Source organism: Dehalococcoidia bacterium (genome assembly GCA_041653995.1).
Classification (GTDB): Bacteria; Chloroflexota; Dehalococcoidia; order GIF9; family UBA5629; genus CAIMUM01.
This window is the reverse complement of record JBAZEK010000002.1, coordinates 595177-610881: the sequence shown is the minus strand read 5'-3', so window position 1 is coordinate 610881 and position 15705 is coordinate 595177. Positions and strand designations below refer to the sequence as shown.

The following is a 15705-nucleotide window of genomic DNA, read 5'->3' as shown; positions in this document are numbered from 1 at the left end:
GGATCTGCCTCAACGCCGTTCACGTCATACCCTACAGGGCGGTCCAGGCGGAGCAGGTGGTTATCGGCAAGAAAATAGATGAAGCGCTGGCTGAAGAAGCGGGCCAGGCCGCTGTATCCGCAGCCAAGCCGCTCGAACATAATAAATACATGGTGGCGGTTGCCAGGACGCTGGTTAAAAGAACGCTGCTGGCCTGCGCGGGATGATGACCTTTTATATCTCTGATAAGTTAATTAAAGCTCTATCCCGGATGTCGTTTCACGTGAATGTAAGCCGGAGGTGTTAGTGAATTGCTGTTCTCGATGCTGCTCTCAATCATGAATATTGCAATGAGTATAACTGCGAAAAACAACAAGTCTATGAAGGACCTGATTAAGGTACGCAACTGCGCATACGTAATGATGACCAGGGATGGGAAGATCGGCCGGCGTTTCCACTTCCGAAACGGCAAATACTGGTCCGACAAAGTGCTCACAGACTATGACCTGGCCTTCGTGTTTAAAAACGCGGATGTCGGATTTAAAACGCTGGCTCTGGGCGGGGCGACGGGGATACCGGAAGCGATCAATAACTGGAACCTGAAGCTTGTAGGAAATGTCGACATCGCCACCTTCTTCCAAGTAATGATCGGAGTCTCAATGGGAATAATGAAAAGATAATAGTAAAAAACGACTCTGCAAAAACTACCTTCTCTTGATAAGCGGCGGCTGTAGCAACCAATTTAGGTTTCTGTGCCGGCATCTCAACTCATTAGTTAAAACGATGGAGGAGATCAGGTGAAAAAAGAATCAGAGATACAGACAGAACGAATGATTGAGATGTTCGACAACCTCAAGTCGGACAAATATCCGCTCAAAGAGTACAAATATGTTGGAGAAAGAGGCCCGCGCAGAATAGACGGCCCTCCCAAGGCAATGGGAGCGGCAGATTACTGCATGGATATACAGTTGCCGGGCATGCTGCATATGCGTTTTCTCATGTCGCCCTACCCGCACGCGAAGATACTAAGAATGGATACCGGCAAGGCTGAGAAGCTGCCGGGCGTGAGATATGTGCTGCGCTATGACGACCCGGAGATCCCCGAATCAGCAAACCTCGGTAACATCGCAGGTTCTTTCGGTAACGACAGGCCGCTGTCTGGCGTAGCCCACTTTGAGGGAGAGTTGATAGGCGCTGCGGTGGCGGCTGAGACAGAGGCCATCGCTGAGGAGGCGCTCTCACTAATAGAGGTCGACTGGGAGGAACGGCCCTTCAATCTGGATCCGGTGGCGGCCAGCGACCCGTCGGCGCCTCTCAGTTTTCCCGAGCGCTATATCGACGGTAACCACTGGAACCGCGGTTTCTTCGATACCATTTCAAAAGGGGATACGTCAAAGGGTTTCGCCGAGGCGGACAGGGTTATCGAGTTCAAGCTTACACGCGCAGCCCATACCTGGATCGGCCCCGAGAGGCCCTGCGGAGTTTTTAAATGGAACGGCGACTATCCGGAGGTATGGTTGAAAAATCAGCGCGGGCACCTTCCCAAACGCCAGATATCGACCTGGTACGGTGGCATACCTTTGAACACCATCCAGGTCCATATGCCGTACCAGGGCGCGAGCTTCGGCGGCTGGTCCTGCGTCGACTGGAGCCTGGGCGGCATGTACTGCGCAGGCCTTGTATCCAGGAGGACCAAAAGGCCCGTCAAGTATGTATTCAACCGACGCGAGGATTTCTACGGCGGCTCCATGGACGAAGGTACATATTTAATCAAAGTGGGATTCAAGAACGACGGCACGATCACCGCGGTCGATGCTACGGCCTACCTCGTCAACGCCATCTGGCCGGTTTTCCACGCCGGAGCGCATTTCAGCGAAAACACTAAAGTAGCCAATGTGAGAAGCCAAACCAAATCGGTCTGGATCAATAAGGGGCCCACGGTCCCCGTGCGCTGCGAGATGCTGCCCACCTGCCTGACCGTGACGATGGTAATGGACCGCGTCGCGGCCGCGCTGGGTATGGATCCCGTTGAAGTGGCGCTGAAAAACGACGGCTGCGACGGCCGCGAAATGGCCTCGCTTGTTGATGAAAAAATGGAACGCGGTTTTGAGAATCGCGATAGCCTGAGGGAGTGCATCGAGAAGGGCACAGCGGAATTCAATTGGGACCAGTCCTGGCATCAACCGGGCGCGCGCAGACTATCGAACGGTAGAATGCACGGCGTCGGGTTCACCTGGGGGCAGGAATGGGCGGACTCGCTGGGCGGCGGAGAGTTCGCCATACGCATAGAGCGGGGAGACGGAACAGCCACCCTGCAATCGCTGGGCGTAGACCACGGCGTGGAAGCAGAGAATACATACTGCCGCGTAGCGGCGGACGAGCTCGGTTTCCGTCTGCAGGACGTCAACTACAACTCACATCACGATCCAGGCTTTGTCAGAATGACTCCGGGCTCCTCCACCAACCTGTCAGCCAACGCCTGGGCGGTGCGCCATACGGCCAGGATACTAAAACAGAAGATACTGGAGGCTGTCACCAGCCCGACGGCGCCCTCCCAGCGCGGCAGCTTTGCTCCCGCCTTCCCCGATACCAGGACTGAAGAGCTGGATATAAAAAACAGCGTGATTTTCATGAAGTCCGATCCTTCCCGGCGAATGCCCATCTCTGAATATGTTAAGCACGGTGGACCCACCGGACCGATAACAGCAACAGAGATACTCGGGGCGAGGACCGCGTTTACTGAACCCCTGTATGCGGTCGGATACCACGCTCAGGAGGGCGGCTACAGCCCCCTCAGTCCCAGGTCGCGGTTCTGCCGCCAGGCCCACTTCATGGAGATCGAGGTAGATACCGAGACCGGTGAGATCACCGTCACCAGGGTGGTCAACGTCAACGACGTGGGCAGGGCCATAAATCCAATGAGTTGCGAGGGGCAGCAGTACGGCGGCACGGTCATGGGAGTGGGCAGGGCCAAATTCGAAGAAATAATACACGATCCGGTGACCGGCGTGATGCTCAACGGTAATTTGCTCGACTATAAAATAGCCACCACGCTTGATACAGGCCCTATATCGACAATACTGGTGGAGACCGGCATGGGCTATGGACCATATGGATCAACAGGAATCGGCGAGGACATCGGAACCGTTATACCCGGCTTGATGGCGCCAGCAGTCTACAACGCCATCGGGGTCTGGATCGAAGACTTCCCCATCACTCCTGATAAGGTGCTGAAAGCCCTGGGGAAAATCTGAGGAGGCAGCGGAACTTGAGTGAAGAGATAATGCAAGCCGGAGGTATGGGTGAATTGCTGTTCTCAATATTGCTCTCAATCATCAGTTTTTCCATGGGAAGAGCTGCCAAAAATAATAAGGCTATTAAAGAGATGATGGCCATTCGAAACCTGGTCTTCGTGATCATGACCGAAGACGGAAAAATAGGCAGGCGCTTAATTTTTAAGAACGGGAAATTTTCATCGGATAAGGTGCTTACGGACTACAATATGGCCCTGGTCTGGAAGGACCCCTCAACGGCATTTAAAACGATGGCTTTCGGCGGAGAGACTGGGTTGCAGGACGCCATGAACAACTGGAATTTGAGACTGGCAGGCGACCCGGGCTTTTTGAACCTCTTCGCTGTATTGCTGCTGGTCTCACTGGGCAAGATGAAGCGGTGATTTTGTATCTGGAATAAACTGCAGGAGATATCTTAATGAAGATCAACCTCCAATATGACAGGTTAACCGGCAAATCGATCAACGCCGAGAAATTTAAAAACGATTCACAAATAGAGGTGCCCGACAGGTGCAACGTACGTGACCTGATCACGTTGCTGGAGGCGCCCAAAGAGCGCAGGGAATCTCTGCTTGTCCACGTGAACGGCGAGCCCGCATGGAACATCACCATTTTAAAGGAAAACGATTCGGTGAAGCTGTTCCTGATGCTCGGCGGCGGTTGAAACCACAGATCGAAAATTTATGTCAGAAACTTATATGGATATTATTCATTGAAGGGAGGAAAAAATGGCCAAAAAAGAGTATAAAACGACTTTCGATCAGTTGATAGGCGACCTGCTGTCGGGTAAATCGTTCTATGACCTGATCGAATGGAAAAGATTCGTTAATAAAGAGACTACGGCATTTATTGTTTCGGATGCTCAGAATGAAGTGCTGCATAAAGACGGCAACATGAATGTCCTGGGAACATGGAAAGTGGCAGAAGACCTGGGTGTGGTGCAGAATATCAAAAATATCGTGGCCGCCTGCCGTAAAAAAGAAATACCGGTATTCTGGATACGTCAGGCGTTCCTGGCAGAAGGTAAGGACCTTTTCCCGGGGACTTGTTTCGAAGCACTTATCAGTTATCTGCGCACCGCCGTGCCGACCCTGATGCTTGACGGCACCTGGGATATGGAAATTATCGATGAGCTTAAGGCCGACATGGCGCCTAAAGACATAGTCATACATAAGCAGGCGCTCGGCGCTTTCGAAGGGACTAACCTGCAGACTTATCTAACTCACATGGGGATAAAAACAATCATTGTCTGCGGATGTGTACTTGACCAGTGTGTTGAGTCTACGATACGCACCGCATGGGACCGCGGCTACCTGTCCGTACTTGTCAAGGATGCGTCGGCCGCGGGCAGCATGGAGGCTGCCGATATGGCATGCCAGAGGATGGGATTGATGATGGCGCCCGTAGTAGATACAAGCGAAGTTATCAGCTTAATAAACAGCCTGTAATGAGAATTCCCAATACCAGACTATAATATGATAAAAAGCCTGAAACTCAGCCGTTGCTGTAATTTTTTATTTTAGTTTTTCGAATTAGTCTGAGGACGGCAGCGCCTTGGGCTTCTGCAGCTCCATCTCTTTTCCGTCGCAGCTGATTGTGCCTTCCCCGGCCTTGGTGCAAAGGACCTCGGTCCCGCAGACTTCGCACTTGAATCTCTTGCCAAGCTGGTTTGCCATGTTATCTCTCCTGTAAGGGTTTAAATACTTTTTACTTCTTCTGTTCCATGGGCTGACCGCAACAGGTTACCTGCCCGTTGCCGCCCTTGGTGACGATGAACTCGGAGCCGCACTTGCCGCAGATGTATTTCTTGCCGATTTGATTGGCCATTGTAAAATCCCTCCGGACTATTATTTTAGTCTCAATTCAGCCTTGATGCAAAACAGAGCTACAGCTCCATCTCGTGGAAATCATCCGCCACTATCAATTTTGCCGCCGTCATCTTCTGCACATCCTCAGGCGTGATGCCGGGTATCGTCTCTTTAAGCACCAATCCTTTGGGCGTAACCTCTATCAGCGCATAGTTGGTGACGATCACATCCACGCACTCTTTGGCTGTCAGCGGGTAATTGCAGACTTCCAGTATTTTAGGCTCGCCGCCCGGCGTGAAATGCTCCATAGCCACGATCAGTTTAGCGGCGCCCACCGCGAGATCCATCGAGCCGCCGATGTTGCCGGTCTTGCCCAGGCCGCGGGCCGGGTTGTTCCATCCGGCCAGATCGCCTTTGGCCGACACCTGAAGAGCACCCAGCACCGCCGCATCCATGCGTCCGCCGCGGATCATGGCAAACGACGTCTCAACATTAAAATAGCAGCTCCCCGGCATCTCATGCACAAACTGGCAGCTGGCGTTGATACGGTCCTGATCCTGTTCCCCCTCATCCGCCAGCGGACCGCATTTCAGCATTCCGATCTCGGACTGAATGATGATATCGCGGCCTTCTATCCAGTTGGAGACCAGCGTAGGTATGCCTATACCTAAATTTACGTACGAACCGTCCTCCAGCATATTGGCAATGCGCAGGGCGATCATCTCGCGCTCCAGCGGAGGCATCTCCGGTACGACAACTTTACTCATCTTGCTCATTATTAAACTCCGGATATTTAGAATCTTATACTGAAGCCGAGCTAAAGTCCGGCCTGCCTATCTCAATCACCCGCTTCACAAATATTCCGGGTGTGTGGATAATATTCGGATCGAGTTCCCCAACATCGAAAAGCTTCTCCACCTCTGCAATGGTCACTTTCCCGGCCATGGCCATGGCGTTATTGTAATTCTGTGCGGTGAAGCGGTAGATGAGGTTACCCTCACGGTCGCCTTTCCAGGCATGCACAAAGGCGAAATCCACCGGCAGCGCCAGTTCCAGCAGATATTCAGCCCCGTTGAAGACCTTTACTTCTTTTCCTTCCGCCACCACCGTACCGACACCGGTAGGCGTGTAAAAACCCGGGATGCCGGCGCCGGCGCAGCGCAGCTTCTCGACAAAGGTGCCGATGGGGTATATTTCGAGCTCAATCTTGCCGCTGCGCACCGCCTGCTCGAATGGGTGCTGGGCGCCCTTGGTGGCCGAGCGCGGGAAAGGATAATTGCAGATGGCCTTTTTTATCTGGCCGTTGGTGACCAGCTCCAGCATCTCTTCATTGCCGGTTCCCACCTGCTGCACAACCACGGTCAGGTTTTTTACACCTTTTTTAGCCAGCGCCCGGGTCAGTGCGGTGGGTTTTCCGGCGGTAAAGAAACTGCCGAAAGCTATGACCGCGCCATCCGGGATGTCCGCAATCGCCTCTTCCGGTGAGGCATAAGTCTTGTCCATGTCAGCAAGCCTCCATATTTAGACATATAGATATCATGGGTTTCTTCTTAATTTAAGGGGTTCAATCGAGGTACACTTTCAGGATTTTTTCTTTCGTGTATTTTTTTTTGATTTTGCTGGCGACAGAATCGCGCCTCCGTTCGATAGACCTGACATCATCCTGGCGTTTGAGGCGAGGTGCTCTTTGTTCGCTCCCAGATAATCGACCGCGGCATTGCTGATTTTCTGAGTCAGCTTAACCAACGTCTCACGCTCCTGCGGCGTGAGCGTGTAAAAAACTCTTTCCATCGCATCTTTAATACTGGTGCTAAGTTCCCTCAGCAATTCCACTCCCTTTGGCGTCATTTCTACTTCAACGGCACGCCTGTCGGTTTTGGACCTGCGCCGCGTGATGATCTTCCGTTTGTGCAGCCTGTCCAGCAGAGGACTGACCGAGTGGGTTTCCAGAGGAAGCACATGGGATATCTCCGTGGGGCTCAAAGCTCTTTTGGCAAAATAGAGCGCCTGCAATGTTGTTATCTGAGAGACCGTTATATTACCGCTGCGTAAACTCCTCTCAAGCGCTTTAGCCCAGATATTCCAGGACTGGGCGAAATTAACGACGATCCACATCAGCTCCGGCGAGGGCCCGACTTCAATGGATTTTCTAGATTTTGCCATATCTCTGACCACTTTTTAGAAGTGTTTTAATTATGATAACACCATGTAACAGCATACGTCAAAAATATACAACAGAATTTAAATCCTACCGATATATTACAATGTTATGTATATCCATAGTGATTAAATTTATATTGACATTTTTTATGCAGGTATAATACAATATTACCTTGAGATCGATAAAAGGGCGTGATGTCGTCTTTAAATGTATTCGAGTCTGAATTTTTCGGCTTCAGTCTGGACCCAATATTAGTAAAGCGGAGGATTTTATGCACACAACACTGAGTTCTGAAAAAGGCTTGAAGGAACTTACCACGCTTGGCCTTGAGGCCAACAGGAACAAATATGCTCTGCAGTGGAAGAAGGACGGTAAAAAAGTAGCAGGTTTGCTATGCTCCTATATTCCCGAGGAGATAGTCCATGCGGCCGGCGTTTTGCCCTGGCATGTATTCGGCACCTGGCAGGCCGGCACTCCGCACGCCAATGAATGGAGGCCTGCCGACACCTGCCTTTACTGCAATCATGTGCTGGAAGCGCTGCTTACAGACCGCCTGGAATTTCTGGATGCCGTGGTGGCAACCGACTGGGACCAGGAGCTTGTACGTCTGTGGGATGTATGGCGATATGTTGAGAAAACCCCCACCACCCTGGTGATAGACGTGCCGATCATAAACACCGACACCGCTGTCAAGTTCCTCACCCAGCAATACAATAAATTTATCGGCGAGATGGAAAAACTGGCGGGGCGCCCGATCACAGATGAGGATTTGAAGCGCAGCATCGCTGTCCTTGAAAGAACGCGGCACCTGGTAAAAAGGCTATATGAGCTCAGGAATACAGAGGCTCCGTCGCTCACCGGCGCGGAGATGCTGGGCATAACCACCGCAGCCATGTTGATGCCTAAAGAGGAATTCAATGACAGGATTGAAGCCCTGTTGCCCTACCTGGAAAAGAGAAAGATACCCGCGGAAAAGTCCCGCCCTCGGTTGCTGGTATCCAGCGACCGTCTGGACAATCCCGGGCACCTGGCGGCCATAGAGGAGGCGGGATGCATCGTGGCCATGGACGACCTAGATACCGGCAGCCGTCACTACTGGAGACATGTTGAGATCGGCTCAGCCAGCTCTCCGATATTGCGCCAGGAGATAGTATCGGCCCTGGCAAGGAGATACCTGATGCAGCCGGCCAGCCCCAGGATGATGAACTGGCAGGACCAGGTCGACCAGGTTGTTCACTGGGTGCGCGACTACAATATCCAGGGCGTAATCGAGCTCCCGCAGGGCTTCTCGCGCTACCGCGAATTCCGGGCCAACTTCTTCAGGAACAAGCTGGAGGAGGCCGGCATACCCGTGATGTCCTATCGCAGGGAGTACGTCGTCTCCAATGTGGGACAGGTAAAGACCAGGGTTGGAGCATTCATCGAGATGATCGAGTCTAAAGCCTGAATGCGATGCCTGGAGAATAATTAGAGGGAGAATGATATGACTTGGCTTGAGCAGGAAATAGCAAGAAATCAAAAAAGGATAGACCGCATCACAGCAAATCCCGATGCCACCAAAATCAAGGCAAACAAGCTCCTCTATGAGCTGGAGCGCGACCTGAGGATCGCACAGCTGGACGCCTGGAAAACGGGAAACAAGCCTTTAATCAACTCGGACCACCTGCCACCGCTGGTTTACGCGCTGGGAGGCATCGGTATAGACTCCATGGGCGCAGCGGACAGGACCATGCTGGCCACCGAGTACTTCAATATACTGAGATCAAATAATTTCCCGGACGACGCCTGTGACCGAACCATTGTGATCATCGCTCTCTGCGTGAGTAAGAACTTCCCACCCCCCAATTTCGTGATCGCCACCTCATTTGCCTGTCCCATGGAGTGTGTATCGCCCAAAGCCATCGGCGAGTATTTTAATATGCCCGTCTTCCACATCGATACCACTCTCGAGATCAGCGACGATGGCCTGACTTATGTGACAGACCAGCTCGGCGAAATGATCGAGTTCGCCGAGGCCAAGGTGCCCGGCATCAAATACAGCGAAGAGAGACTCTTATATGCCCTTGAATACGACACGATCGCTCATAATTGCGCCAAAGAAATACATAAGCTGAGGAAAAGGGTACCCTGTCCCCTGGCCGGACAGGATGCCTTCCGCCTGCCCAGGATCCCCTCCATGTACCCGGACCCCAAGAAGGGCGCCGAGTACTGGAAACAGTTCTCCGAGGAGATGCATGAGCGGGCGGAGAAAGGTTACGGCGTGCTGGAAGATGAGAAACTCAGGTTCCTCTGGGCTGTGACCGGTCCCTTCTATTTCAACCCCTTCGACTTACTGGCCAAAAGAGGGGTGGCTGTGCCGGCGCTTCAATTCGGCGTGATGAGCCGCTGGTTCGGCGCCGAATACGGCCTTTTCGGAGATGAGAAAGAATACGGGCGCAAACTGAAGCCGCTGGAGGAGCTGGCACGCTTTCTGAACGGCAACACCTGGGCCGGCGTGGGCCACCGCTGGGTGGACAGCACTGTTAACATGGCCAAGGACCTCAAATGCGACGGCATTATTTATTTCCTGCAGCTCGGCTGCAGCGCCAGCGGCGGCGTCTCACGCCTCGTGGCAGAGAAAGCCGAGCGCGAACTGGGCATACCGACACTGATGCTCGAAGGCAGGCAGCTCGATCCATTCTATAAGAGCCAGCAGGCATCGGAAGAAGAGATGAACGCATTCATCGACCTGTGCCTGAATAAAAAGAAGTCAAAGTCCAAATAATTACTCCTTATAAATAAGAATGCCCCGCCTTGTCAGGCGGGGCATTCTTATTTCGGATGCTTCCGATTTATTATTTTCGTTCTATGCCGGTATCCTCGAGCCGGCGCAGGACAGCGGAGGAACCCTCAGCGATATCTTCCACCACCTGTTTGGCGCTCAAAAGCTCCTTGATCAATCCTACCGCGTCGTTGACACTGACCACGCCCTGCACGGTATCTCCCAGGCAAAAGGTGGGGTACATGCGGCTGACCAGATAGCCGGGCTTGGTCATGGCATGGTTCTCCTGAAGGTTGTAAAGGTCTCCCAGCGAGGCATGCCCGATCTCCATCTCGTGAAATTTTTGACTGAACTCGTTCTTGACGGCCCTGACCATGGATACACCCAGATTTTTACCCAGCACTATTGTGTCGGCTTCAGTCGCCTTTAATACCACGTCCTTTACGTTCTGGTGTGCATCGCTTTCGCGTGTCGCCAGGAACCTGGTCCCAATAAATACCGCTTCCGCTCCCAGCGCCAGGGCAGCTACGAATCCGCGGCTGTCCACGATGCCACCCCCGGCAATGACCGGTATCTTGACCGCATCGGCCAACTCAGGCACAAGACACATGGTCGTGTGATCATCGTTGCCCAGGTGCCCGCCGCCTTCATATCCCTCTGCAATAACCGCATCGACGCCTTCCGTCTCGGCGCGTTTGCCGTGTTTGATGGTGGTCACGGTATGAAATACTTTGACACCTTTGTCCTTCAGCTCTTTGGTATAGACCTGCGGAGCACCCATGGAGACCACGGCTACAGGTACCTTCTCTTCAATTATTACACGCACAAATGCGTCGCTGAACTTTTTGGCGTCGCCCATACCGATCGCTATATTGACGGCGAAGGGCTTGTCCGTGATGCTCCTGACTTTTTTTATCTGGCTCCTCAGTCTCTCTCCGACCTCCTTCTCGTCATTGGCCGGCGTCTTCTGGCCTGCGTTGGGGCCAAGCGTTCCCAATCCACCCGCCGCCGATACGGCGGACACCAGATCGGCCCCGCTGATCCAGTTCATAGGCGCCTGGATAATAGGATAATCGATGCCCAGCATCTGACTGATTCTGGTTTTGATCATGGGATCTCCCTATCTTTATATTTGCTACCGCAGCCGGCAGAATCAGGCAACGATCTTGCTCTTTCTCAGTTTCTTGATCCTGTCTTCCTTGTAGCCAATTCCTGCCAGTATCTCGTCGGTATGCTGTCCCAGAGCAGGCGCCGCGGTTTTGATCTGTGACGGGGTGTCGCTCATGGTCCACGGCAATGCCGTTACCTTGACCTTGCCGGCTACCGGATGTTCCATTTCCTGTATAGCGTCGACGGCTTGAATCTGCGCATGCATGGCGCCGCCGTAAAGTGTTTCGTAGTCATAGATGGCCGAACCCATTCCGCCTATCTCATCGATCATAGTGATCATCTCATTACTGGTTTTATCCAGAAAATATGTTTCGAACAGGCCCTTCATCTCCTGGGCATCGCGGCCCAGCCCGATCGCCCGCAGCCCCTTGTACTTGAACCAGGGGTCCTCCAGCAGCTCTCCCAGGCCGACCCTCTTGAGAAACTCAACCCAGCTTTCAAGGGCCGCTTCGATACCTTTGCCTGCCCTGGCCAGCACCGAAAAGACAATCGATCCGTCTTTAGTCTTATAACCGTGCTCGGCGTGATCATAGGGGCCTGTCAGATACCAGCCGCCGTAAGTATCAGGATTGCAGAAGGCCTGTATCCAGTGGGCGCCCATCTGTAGCATGGACCTTAACTTGGCGATGCCGACCTTCTGACCATCGCCGGTTTTACCGCGGTAATACAGCGCCGCCAGGATGCCGCTCAAGGCATGGAATGCGGAAGATGCCTCTACAACATCGGAACCGACGCGTACGGGTTCCTCTCCGGGCTCACCCAGGAACTGAATATACCCGGCCAGACCCTGCAGTTCGAGTTCCGAAGCGTGCCTGTCTTTATAACAACCCGTCTCTCCGAAACTGGAGATAGAGCAGTAGACGATATTGTGATTGATGCGTTTGATATCCTCATATCCGACCCCGAGCCGGGCTGCTCCACCCACATCGAAGCTCTCGAGGAAGACACCTGCCCCTTTAACCAGATCATAGACTACTTGCCTGCCCTCCGGTTTTGTTAGATCAACAGCTATGCTCTTTTTATTGCGATTGTGGCAGATGAATAAATTGCTTTCGCCCTTGATCCTGGGGCCGATATGGCGTGCCCAGTCGCCCTCCAGACTCTCAACTTTGATGACCTCGGCGCCCATGTCACCCAGGTACATCGAACACAGGGGGCCGCTTATCTCCTCGGTAAGATCGATCACTTTTATGCCGCCCAGAACCTCTGTCATTTCATTCTCTCCTTAATCTAATTCTCATGGCCGCCACGGAAATCTCATTCCAGCATCGCGAGAATTTCATCTCTATTACAGTCGTATTTAACCGTCGGAGTCATCTCTTCCGAAGGGGTCCTGCTGAACTCCCATGGCGAAGCATACCCTTTCAACATTCCGTAGCTGCTATCCATATCGTAAAGCCACTTGTTTTCGTTGATATGCGGATCCCTGATCAAGTCAACGTAATCGTAATTGAACCCGTAAGGAACACCGCACCTGTTGAAATGCAGCATCCACCAGTAGGCAGGCTTATCGCCGACCTTCTCCTGTATCAACGGGACCAGTTCCTTCCTGTTCTTTAAGCGTTTCTCATTGGTGCTGAACCTGGGATCATCCTGGATGTTCTCCAGCTCCAGCGCCTTGCAGATCTTGTGCCAGTATTCCTCTCTGTCGGCGCTGATGTTTATATACTTGTTATCCTGCGTCCTGAACGCCTCGGAGGGCGCTACCCTGCTGCTCACGCTACCCATCAACGCGGGGTTTTTGCCTGATATAAAGAACTCCGCCAGGCGGCTGGTCTGCACCGCGATAGTGCCCTGCAGATGAGAGGTGTCTATCCTCTGACCTTTCCCCGTCTTTTGACGCGCGATCAAACCGGCGATGGCCGCATTTAAAATAATCAGGGTCGCCGTGTAGTCAGCATTGGTGGCGTAACGCAGTATCTCCGCTTCACCACCCTCTTTCCCGTTTATACTGGCAAATCCCGACGCCGCCTGGACAAAGTGGTCGGCGGCAGCGTACTTCGACCACGGCCCGGTAGTTCCGTAAGACGTGCTTTCAATATAGATTATTCGAGGATTCATTTTGGCCAGGTCCTTATACCCGAATCCTATACGGTCCAGGGCTCCCAGCCGTCGGTTGTTGACCAGCACGTCGGCCCATTTGACCAGCTTGGTGCCGATCTCTTTTCCCAAAGGAGACCTTAAATCCAGCATAATGCTCTTCTTGTTATAATGACTGCTGATATAGCTGGTGCCCGTGCCGCCGGCTATGGTCCCCACAAAGAGAAGACCGTCCAGAGTAGGGGGCTCGATACGAATAGCCTGCGCGCCCATCAATCCCAGAAGGCTGCACGCAGCAGGCCCAACCGTAAAAGCGCCTGCATCCAGTACTTTGATCCCTGCTAATGGCCCTGACATAACAACTACCTCCGATAATGTATTAAGAGCGGTTACGCTCCAAGAATCGCGCTAATCTTATCACGCAAATCAAATATTTGTCAATGTCAACTAAATCGATATTGATAATAATATTATTGTATGATATCCTACTGTGTAATATTAAACAGTGGCTATTCAGGCAGTCGATTTTACCACAGGTTGTCTGTTGTTGTGATAGGGCAGCCGATGCAGGAACAACCATAATAATTACAGGAGGCAGAAAATGGCAGGTCGAGACAGCTACGAAACTATAGCTGAGAAACACGGTTATCCGGATTCCGCCTTATATAAGACATTGATCAGAAATTTGTTGACTCCTGATGAGGCTGCGATCGGAGTCGTGATTCTCGAGAAAACGGACGAGGTAACCCCGGCCGTATTATCCAGTGAGATCGGCCTTGATCAGGAAAAGGTCGATGCCTGCCTCAATAGCCTGTTCCGTAAAGGGCTGGTCAACTACAAGGACGCCAAGACGCGCCGTGGTCTGCGCTTCGCCCGCGACCCCTATTTCGCATTCATGACGTCGCTTTCCGACATGGCAATCGATCCCAAGACCTCGCCGGCTTACAAAAGCTGGTATGAATTCGTTAAAAAAGAGATGTACCCCGACCTGGCCAAGATGATCGGCCTGACCGATATTCAGTATGCCAGAGTGGTGCCCCATATCAGTGCGCTGAAGTCGCACAGCGATATTTTGCCGCATGAAGATGTGAGAGAATATGCCAAGGCCTCCCGCATAGCCGTTACGGATTGCTCCTGTCGGAAATGCAACGCGGCCGGGGGTGAACCGTGCAAGCTGAGCGACGATTATACCATCTGTTTGAATTTCGGCCGCGCCGCCGAACACATCATTCAAAGAGGTGTGGGCAAGGCTATAAGTTCTGAGGAAGCGCTTAAAATCATCGAGGATTGTGAGAAAAGAGGCCTTATACATATACTTGATATCGGGGTGGCGACCTTATGCAACTGCTGCACCTGTTGCTGCATAGCCCTGAGCAATTGCGTCAATTTCTCAATACCTTTCTCAACAATCACCTTCAAAAGCCGCTATCTTGCTGAAAGCAATCCCGACCTGTGCAAGGGTTGCAAGGTCTGCAGCAAGCGCTGCCAGTTCAAGGCCATCACCCTTGTCAAGGATGGCTCGGGCAAATTAAAAAGCGTTACCGATTCGGAAAAGTGCTTCGGCTGCGGCGCATGTGTAGCTTCGTGCCCGCATGGAGCACGGCAATTGAAGCCGGTGCGCACGCCTGAGACGCTGAATGCCTGGGAACCTTACGAGCGCTGGGAGAGAAGAATCAAAGGTTAGGGTTCGGCGACAGCAGTCACTTGCCGGACTTCACAGCCAGGTCCCTGGCAAAAAGTGCAGCACCTATGGCGCCGATTATCTGTGGTTCATCAGCTATCAATGCCTTCATACCCAAGCGTTTCTCAACCCTTGAGACGATGCCCGTGTTTTTGGCAATCCCGCCGCTGATGGAAAGTTCCGCCTCCACCCCGATACGCTGAATGATGGTTATGATCCTCTCCACCGTGGCATCGACTGCGCCCGCCAGGATGTCATTGATCTGGTATCCCTCCCGGATACGCATGAGCACGTCGTTCTCAGCGAAGACCGCGCAAAAGCTATCCACTGCAACGGGACCGTTGACGGGCTGCAGAGACCTGGGGCCGATCTCGCCCAGGGGAACCCCGGTGTATTTAGATAGTCGTTCAAGGTAGCGGCCGGTGCCTGCAGCGCATTTATCGTTAAGCGCGAACTTCACCACCCTGCCGCCTTCATCGCACTTGATCGCCTTGCAATCCTGGCCTCCCATATCCAGTACCGTCCGCACACCGGGAAAGTACCAGTTCACACCTCTGGCATGACAGGATATCTCCGTGACGTTTTTTTGCGCAAAAGGGACATTGACTCTTCCATAGCCGGTGGAAACGATGCAGGCTATATCGCCCATACCGGCACCGCTTTTTGCCAGGACAAGCTCCATAACGCCTGAGGCAGCGGCCGTACTGCTGGCGCCGGTCGGTATCAGCCCGGATGCCACAATACTCCGGTCATCCATGATGACCGCTTTGGTACTGGATGAACCTATATCAATCCCGGCCAGCAGCACAACT

The 15705-nt window shown here is 52.8% G+C and carries 18 protein-coding genes; 9 read left to right on the top strand and 9 right to left on the bottom strand.

Going from position 1 to position 15705, the window contains the following annotated elements; all coding sequences use genetic code 11:
• From WC359_09115 to WC359_09090, 6 genes are all read left to right on the top strand, one after another.
• On the top strand, positions 1-206 hold a 206-nt coding region (locus WC359_09115; protein MFA5400586.1), incomplete at its 5' end, for a molybdopterin dehydrogenase.
• A 123-nt stretch (positions 207-329) separates the two neighbouring features.
• Entirely contained in the window at positions 330-659 is a 330-nt protein-coding gene (locus tag WC359_09110) for a hypothetical protein (protein ID MFA5400585.1), read from the top strand.
• 117 nt (positions 660-776) lie between these two features.
• Positions 777-3233 (top strand): xanthine dehydrogenase family protein molybdopterin-binding subunit, encoded by a 2457-nt coding sequence (locus WC359_09105; protein MFA5400584.1) that lies wholly within the window; start codon positions 777-779, stop codon positions 3231-3233.
• 14 nt (positions 3234-3247) lie between these two features.
• A complete protein-coding gene (locus tag WC359_09100) occupies positions 3248-3655 on the top strand; it encodes a hypothetical protein (protein ID MFA5400583.1) in 408 nt (135 codons plus the stop codon).
• Positions 3656-3690: 35 nt separating this feature from the next.
• Positions 3691-3936, top strand: coding sequence for a MoaD/ThiS family protein (locus WC359_09095; protein ID MFA5400582.1), 246 nt, complete (start codon positions 3691-3693; stop codon positions 3934-3936).
• Positions 3937-4000: 64 nt separating this feature from the next.
• Positions 4001-4720 (top strand): cysteine hydrolase, encoded by a 720-nt coding sequence (locus tag WC359_09090; protein ID MFA5400581.1) that lies wholly within the window; start codon positions 4001-4003, stop codon positions 4718-4720.
• An 84-nt stretch (positions 4721-4804) separates the two neighbouring features.
• Here the strand turns inward: WC359_09090 and WC359_09085 are convergent, their stop codons facing one another.
• The 5 genes from WC359_09085 to WC359_09065 all read right to left on the bottom strand — a co-directional run bounded on the left by WC359_09085 (position 4805) and on the right by WC359_09065 (position 7243).
• Positions 4805-4948, bottom strand: a complete 144-nt coding sequence (locus WC359_09085; protein ID MFA5400580.1) for a hypothetical protein — start codon at positions 4946-4948, stop codon at positions 4805-4807.
• A gap of 31 nt (positions 4949-4979) precedes the next feature.
• On the bottom strand, positions 4980-5099 hold the full coding sequence (locus WC359_09080; protein MFA5400579.1) for a desulfoferrodoxin: 120 nt from the start codon (positions 5097-5099) through the stop codon (positions 4980-4982).
• Between the two features lie 58 nt (positions 5100-5157).
• A complete protein-coding gene (locus tag WC359_09075; GenBank protein MFA5400578.1) occupies positions 5158-5856 on the bottom strand; it encodes a 3-oxoacid CoA-transferase subunit B in 699 nt (232 codons plus the stop codon).
• A gap of 25 nt (positions 5857-5881) precedes the next feature.
• Positions 5882-6583: a 3-oxoacid CoA-transferase subunit A gene (locus WC359_09070; GenBank protein ID MFA5400577.1), complete on the bottom strand. Its 702-nt coding sequence runs from the start codon at positions 6581-6583 to the stop codon at positions 5882-5884.
• Between the two features lie 78 nt (positions 6584-6661).
• A complete protein-coding gene (locus WC359_09065) occupies positions 6662-7243 on the bottom strand; it encodes a MarR family transcriptional regulator (GenBank protein ID MFA5400576.1) in 582 nt (193 codons plus the stop codon).
• 269 nt (positions 7244-7512) lie between these two features.
• Between WC359_09065 and WC359_09060 the strand changes: the two genes are divergently transcribed.
• Complete coding sequence (locus WC359_09060) at positions 7513-8688, top strand: 2-hydroxyacyl-CoA dehydratase family protein (protein MFA5400575.1); 1176 nt, start codon at positions 7513-7515, stop codon at positions 8686-8688.
• A 36-nt stretch (positions 8689-8724) separates the two neighbouring features.
• Positions 8725-10005: a 2-hydroxyacyl-CoA dehydratase family protein gene (locus WC359_09055; GenBank protein ID MFA5400574.1), complete on the top strand. Its 1281-nt coding sequence runs from the start codon at positions 8725-8727 to the stop codon at positions 10003-10005.
• 70 nt (positions 10006-10075) lie between these two features.
• On the opposite strand, the gene WC359_09050 is transcribed toward WC359_09055, so the two are convergent.
• From WC359_09050 to WC359_09040, 3 genes are read right to left on the bottom strand one after another with little or no spacing between them, the layout of a single operon-like run.
• Positions 10076-11113, bottom strand: coding sequence for a nitronate monooxygenase (locus tag WC359_09050; protein MFA5400573.1), 1038 nt, complete (start codon positions 11111-11113; stop codon positions 10076-10078).
• A 42-nt stretch (positions 11114-11155) separates the two neighbouring features.
• Positions 11156-12385, bottom strand: a complete 1230-nt coding sequence (locus WC359_09045) for a CoA transferase (protein MFA5400572.1) — start codon at positions 12383-12385, stop codon at positions 11156-11158.
• A 44-nt stretch (positions 12386-12429) separates the two neighbouring features.
• Positions 12430-13569 (bottom strand): CoA transferase, encoded by a 1140-nt coding sequence (locus tag WC359_09040; protein MFA5400571.1) that lies wholly within the window; start codon positions 13567-13569, stop codon positions 12430-12432.
• A 244-nt stretch (positions 13570-13813) separates the two neighbouring features.
• On the opposite strand from WC359_09040, the gene WC359_09035 reads away from it, so the two are divergent.
• Positions 13814-14896: a 4Fe-4S binding protein gene (locus WC359_09035; protein ID MFA5400570.1), complete on the top strand. Its 1083-nt coding sequence runs from the start codon at positions 13814-13816 to the stop codon at positions 14894-14896.
• 16 nt (positions 14897-14912) lie between these two features.
• Here WC359_09035 and WC359_09030 read toward each other — a convergent pair whose 3' ends face one another.
• On the bottom strand, positions 14913-15701 hold the full coding sequence (locus WC359_09030; protein ID MFA5400569.1) for an acyl-CoA dehydratase activase: 789 nt from the start codon (positions 15699-15701) through the stop codon (positions 14913-14915).
• Positions 15702-15705 lie beyond the last annotated feature (4 nt).

Bases quoted from the DNA above. Each gene is read 5' to 3' on its own strand.
- WC359_09070 (MFA5400577.1), bottom strand. From the start codon at position 6,583: ATGGACAAGACTTATGCCTCACCGGAAGAGGCGATTGCGGACATCCCG.
- WC359_09060 (MFA5400575.1), top strand. From the start codon at position 7,513: ATGCACACAACACTGAGTTCTGAAAAAGGCTTGAAGGAACTTACCACG.
- WC359_09080 (MFA5400579.1), bottom strand. From the start codon at position 5,099: ATGGCCAATCAAATCGGCAAGAAATACATCTGCGGCAAGTGCGGCTCC.
- WC359_09040 (MFA5400571.1), bottom strand. From the start codon at position 13,569: ATGTCAGGGCCATTAGCAGGGATCAAAGTACTGGATGCAGGCGCTTTT.
- WC359_09035 (MFA5400570.1), top strand. From the start codon at position 13,814: ATGGCAGGTCGAGACAGCTACGAAACTATAGCTGAGAAACACGGTTAT.
- WC359_09090 (MFA5400581.1), top strand. From the start codon at position 4,001: ATGGCCAAAAAAGAGTATAAAACGACTTTCGATCAGTTGATAGGCGAC.
- WC359_09045 (MFA5400572.1), bottom strand. From the start codon at position 12,385: ATGACAGAGGTTCTGGGCGGCATAAAAGTGATCGATCTTACCGAGGAG.
- WC359_09110 (MFA5400585.1), top strand. From the start codon at position 330: ATGAGTATAACTGCGAAAAACAACAAGTCTATGAAGGACCTGATTAAG.
- WC359_09075 (MFA5400578.1), bottom strand. From the start codon at position 5,856: ATGAGCAAGATGAGTAAAGTTGTCGTACCGGAGATGCCTCCGCTGGAG.
- WC359_09095 (MFA5400582.1), top strand. From the start codon at position 3,691: ATGAAGATCAACCTCCAATATGACAGGTTAACCGGCAAATCGATCAAC.
- WC359_09055 (MFA5400574.1), top strand. From the start codon at position 8,725: ATGACTTGGCTTGAGCAGGAAATAGCAAGAAATCAAAAAAGGATAGAC.
- WC359_09050 (MFA5400573.1), bottom strand. From the start codon at position 11,113: ATGATCAAAACCAGAATCAGTCAGATGCTGGGCATCGATTATCCTATT.
- WC359_09065 (MFA5400576.1), bottom strand. From the start codon at position 7,243: ATGGCAAAATCTAGAAAATCCATTGAAGTCGGGCCCTCGCCGGAGCTG.
- WC359_09085 (MFA5400580.1), bottom strand. From the start codon at position 4,948: ATGGCAAACCAGCTTGGCAAGAGATTCAAGTGCGAAGTCTGCGGGACC.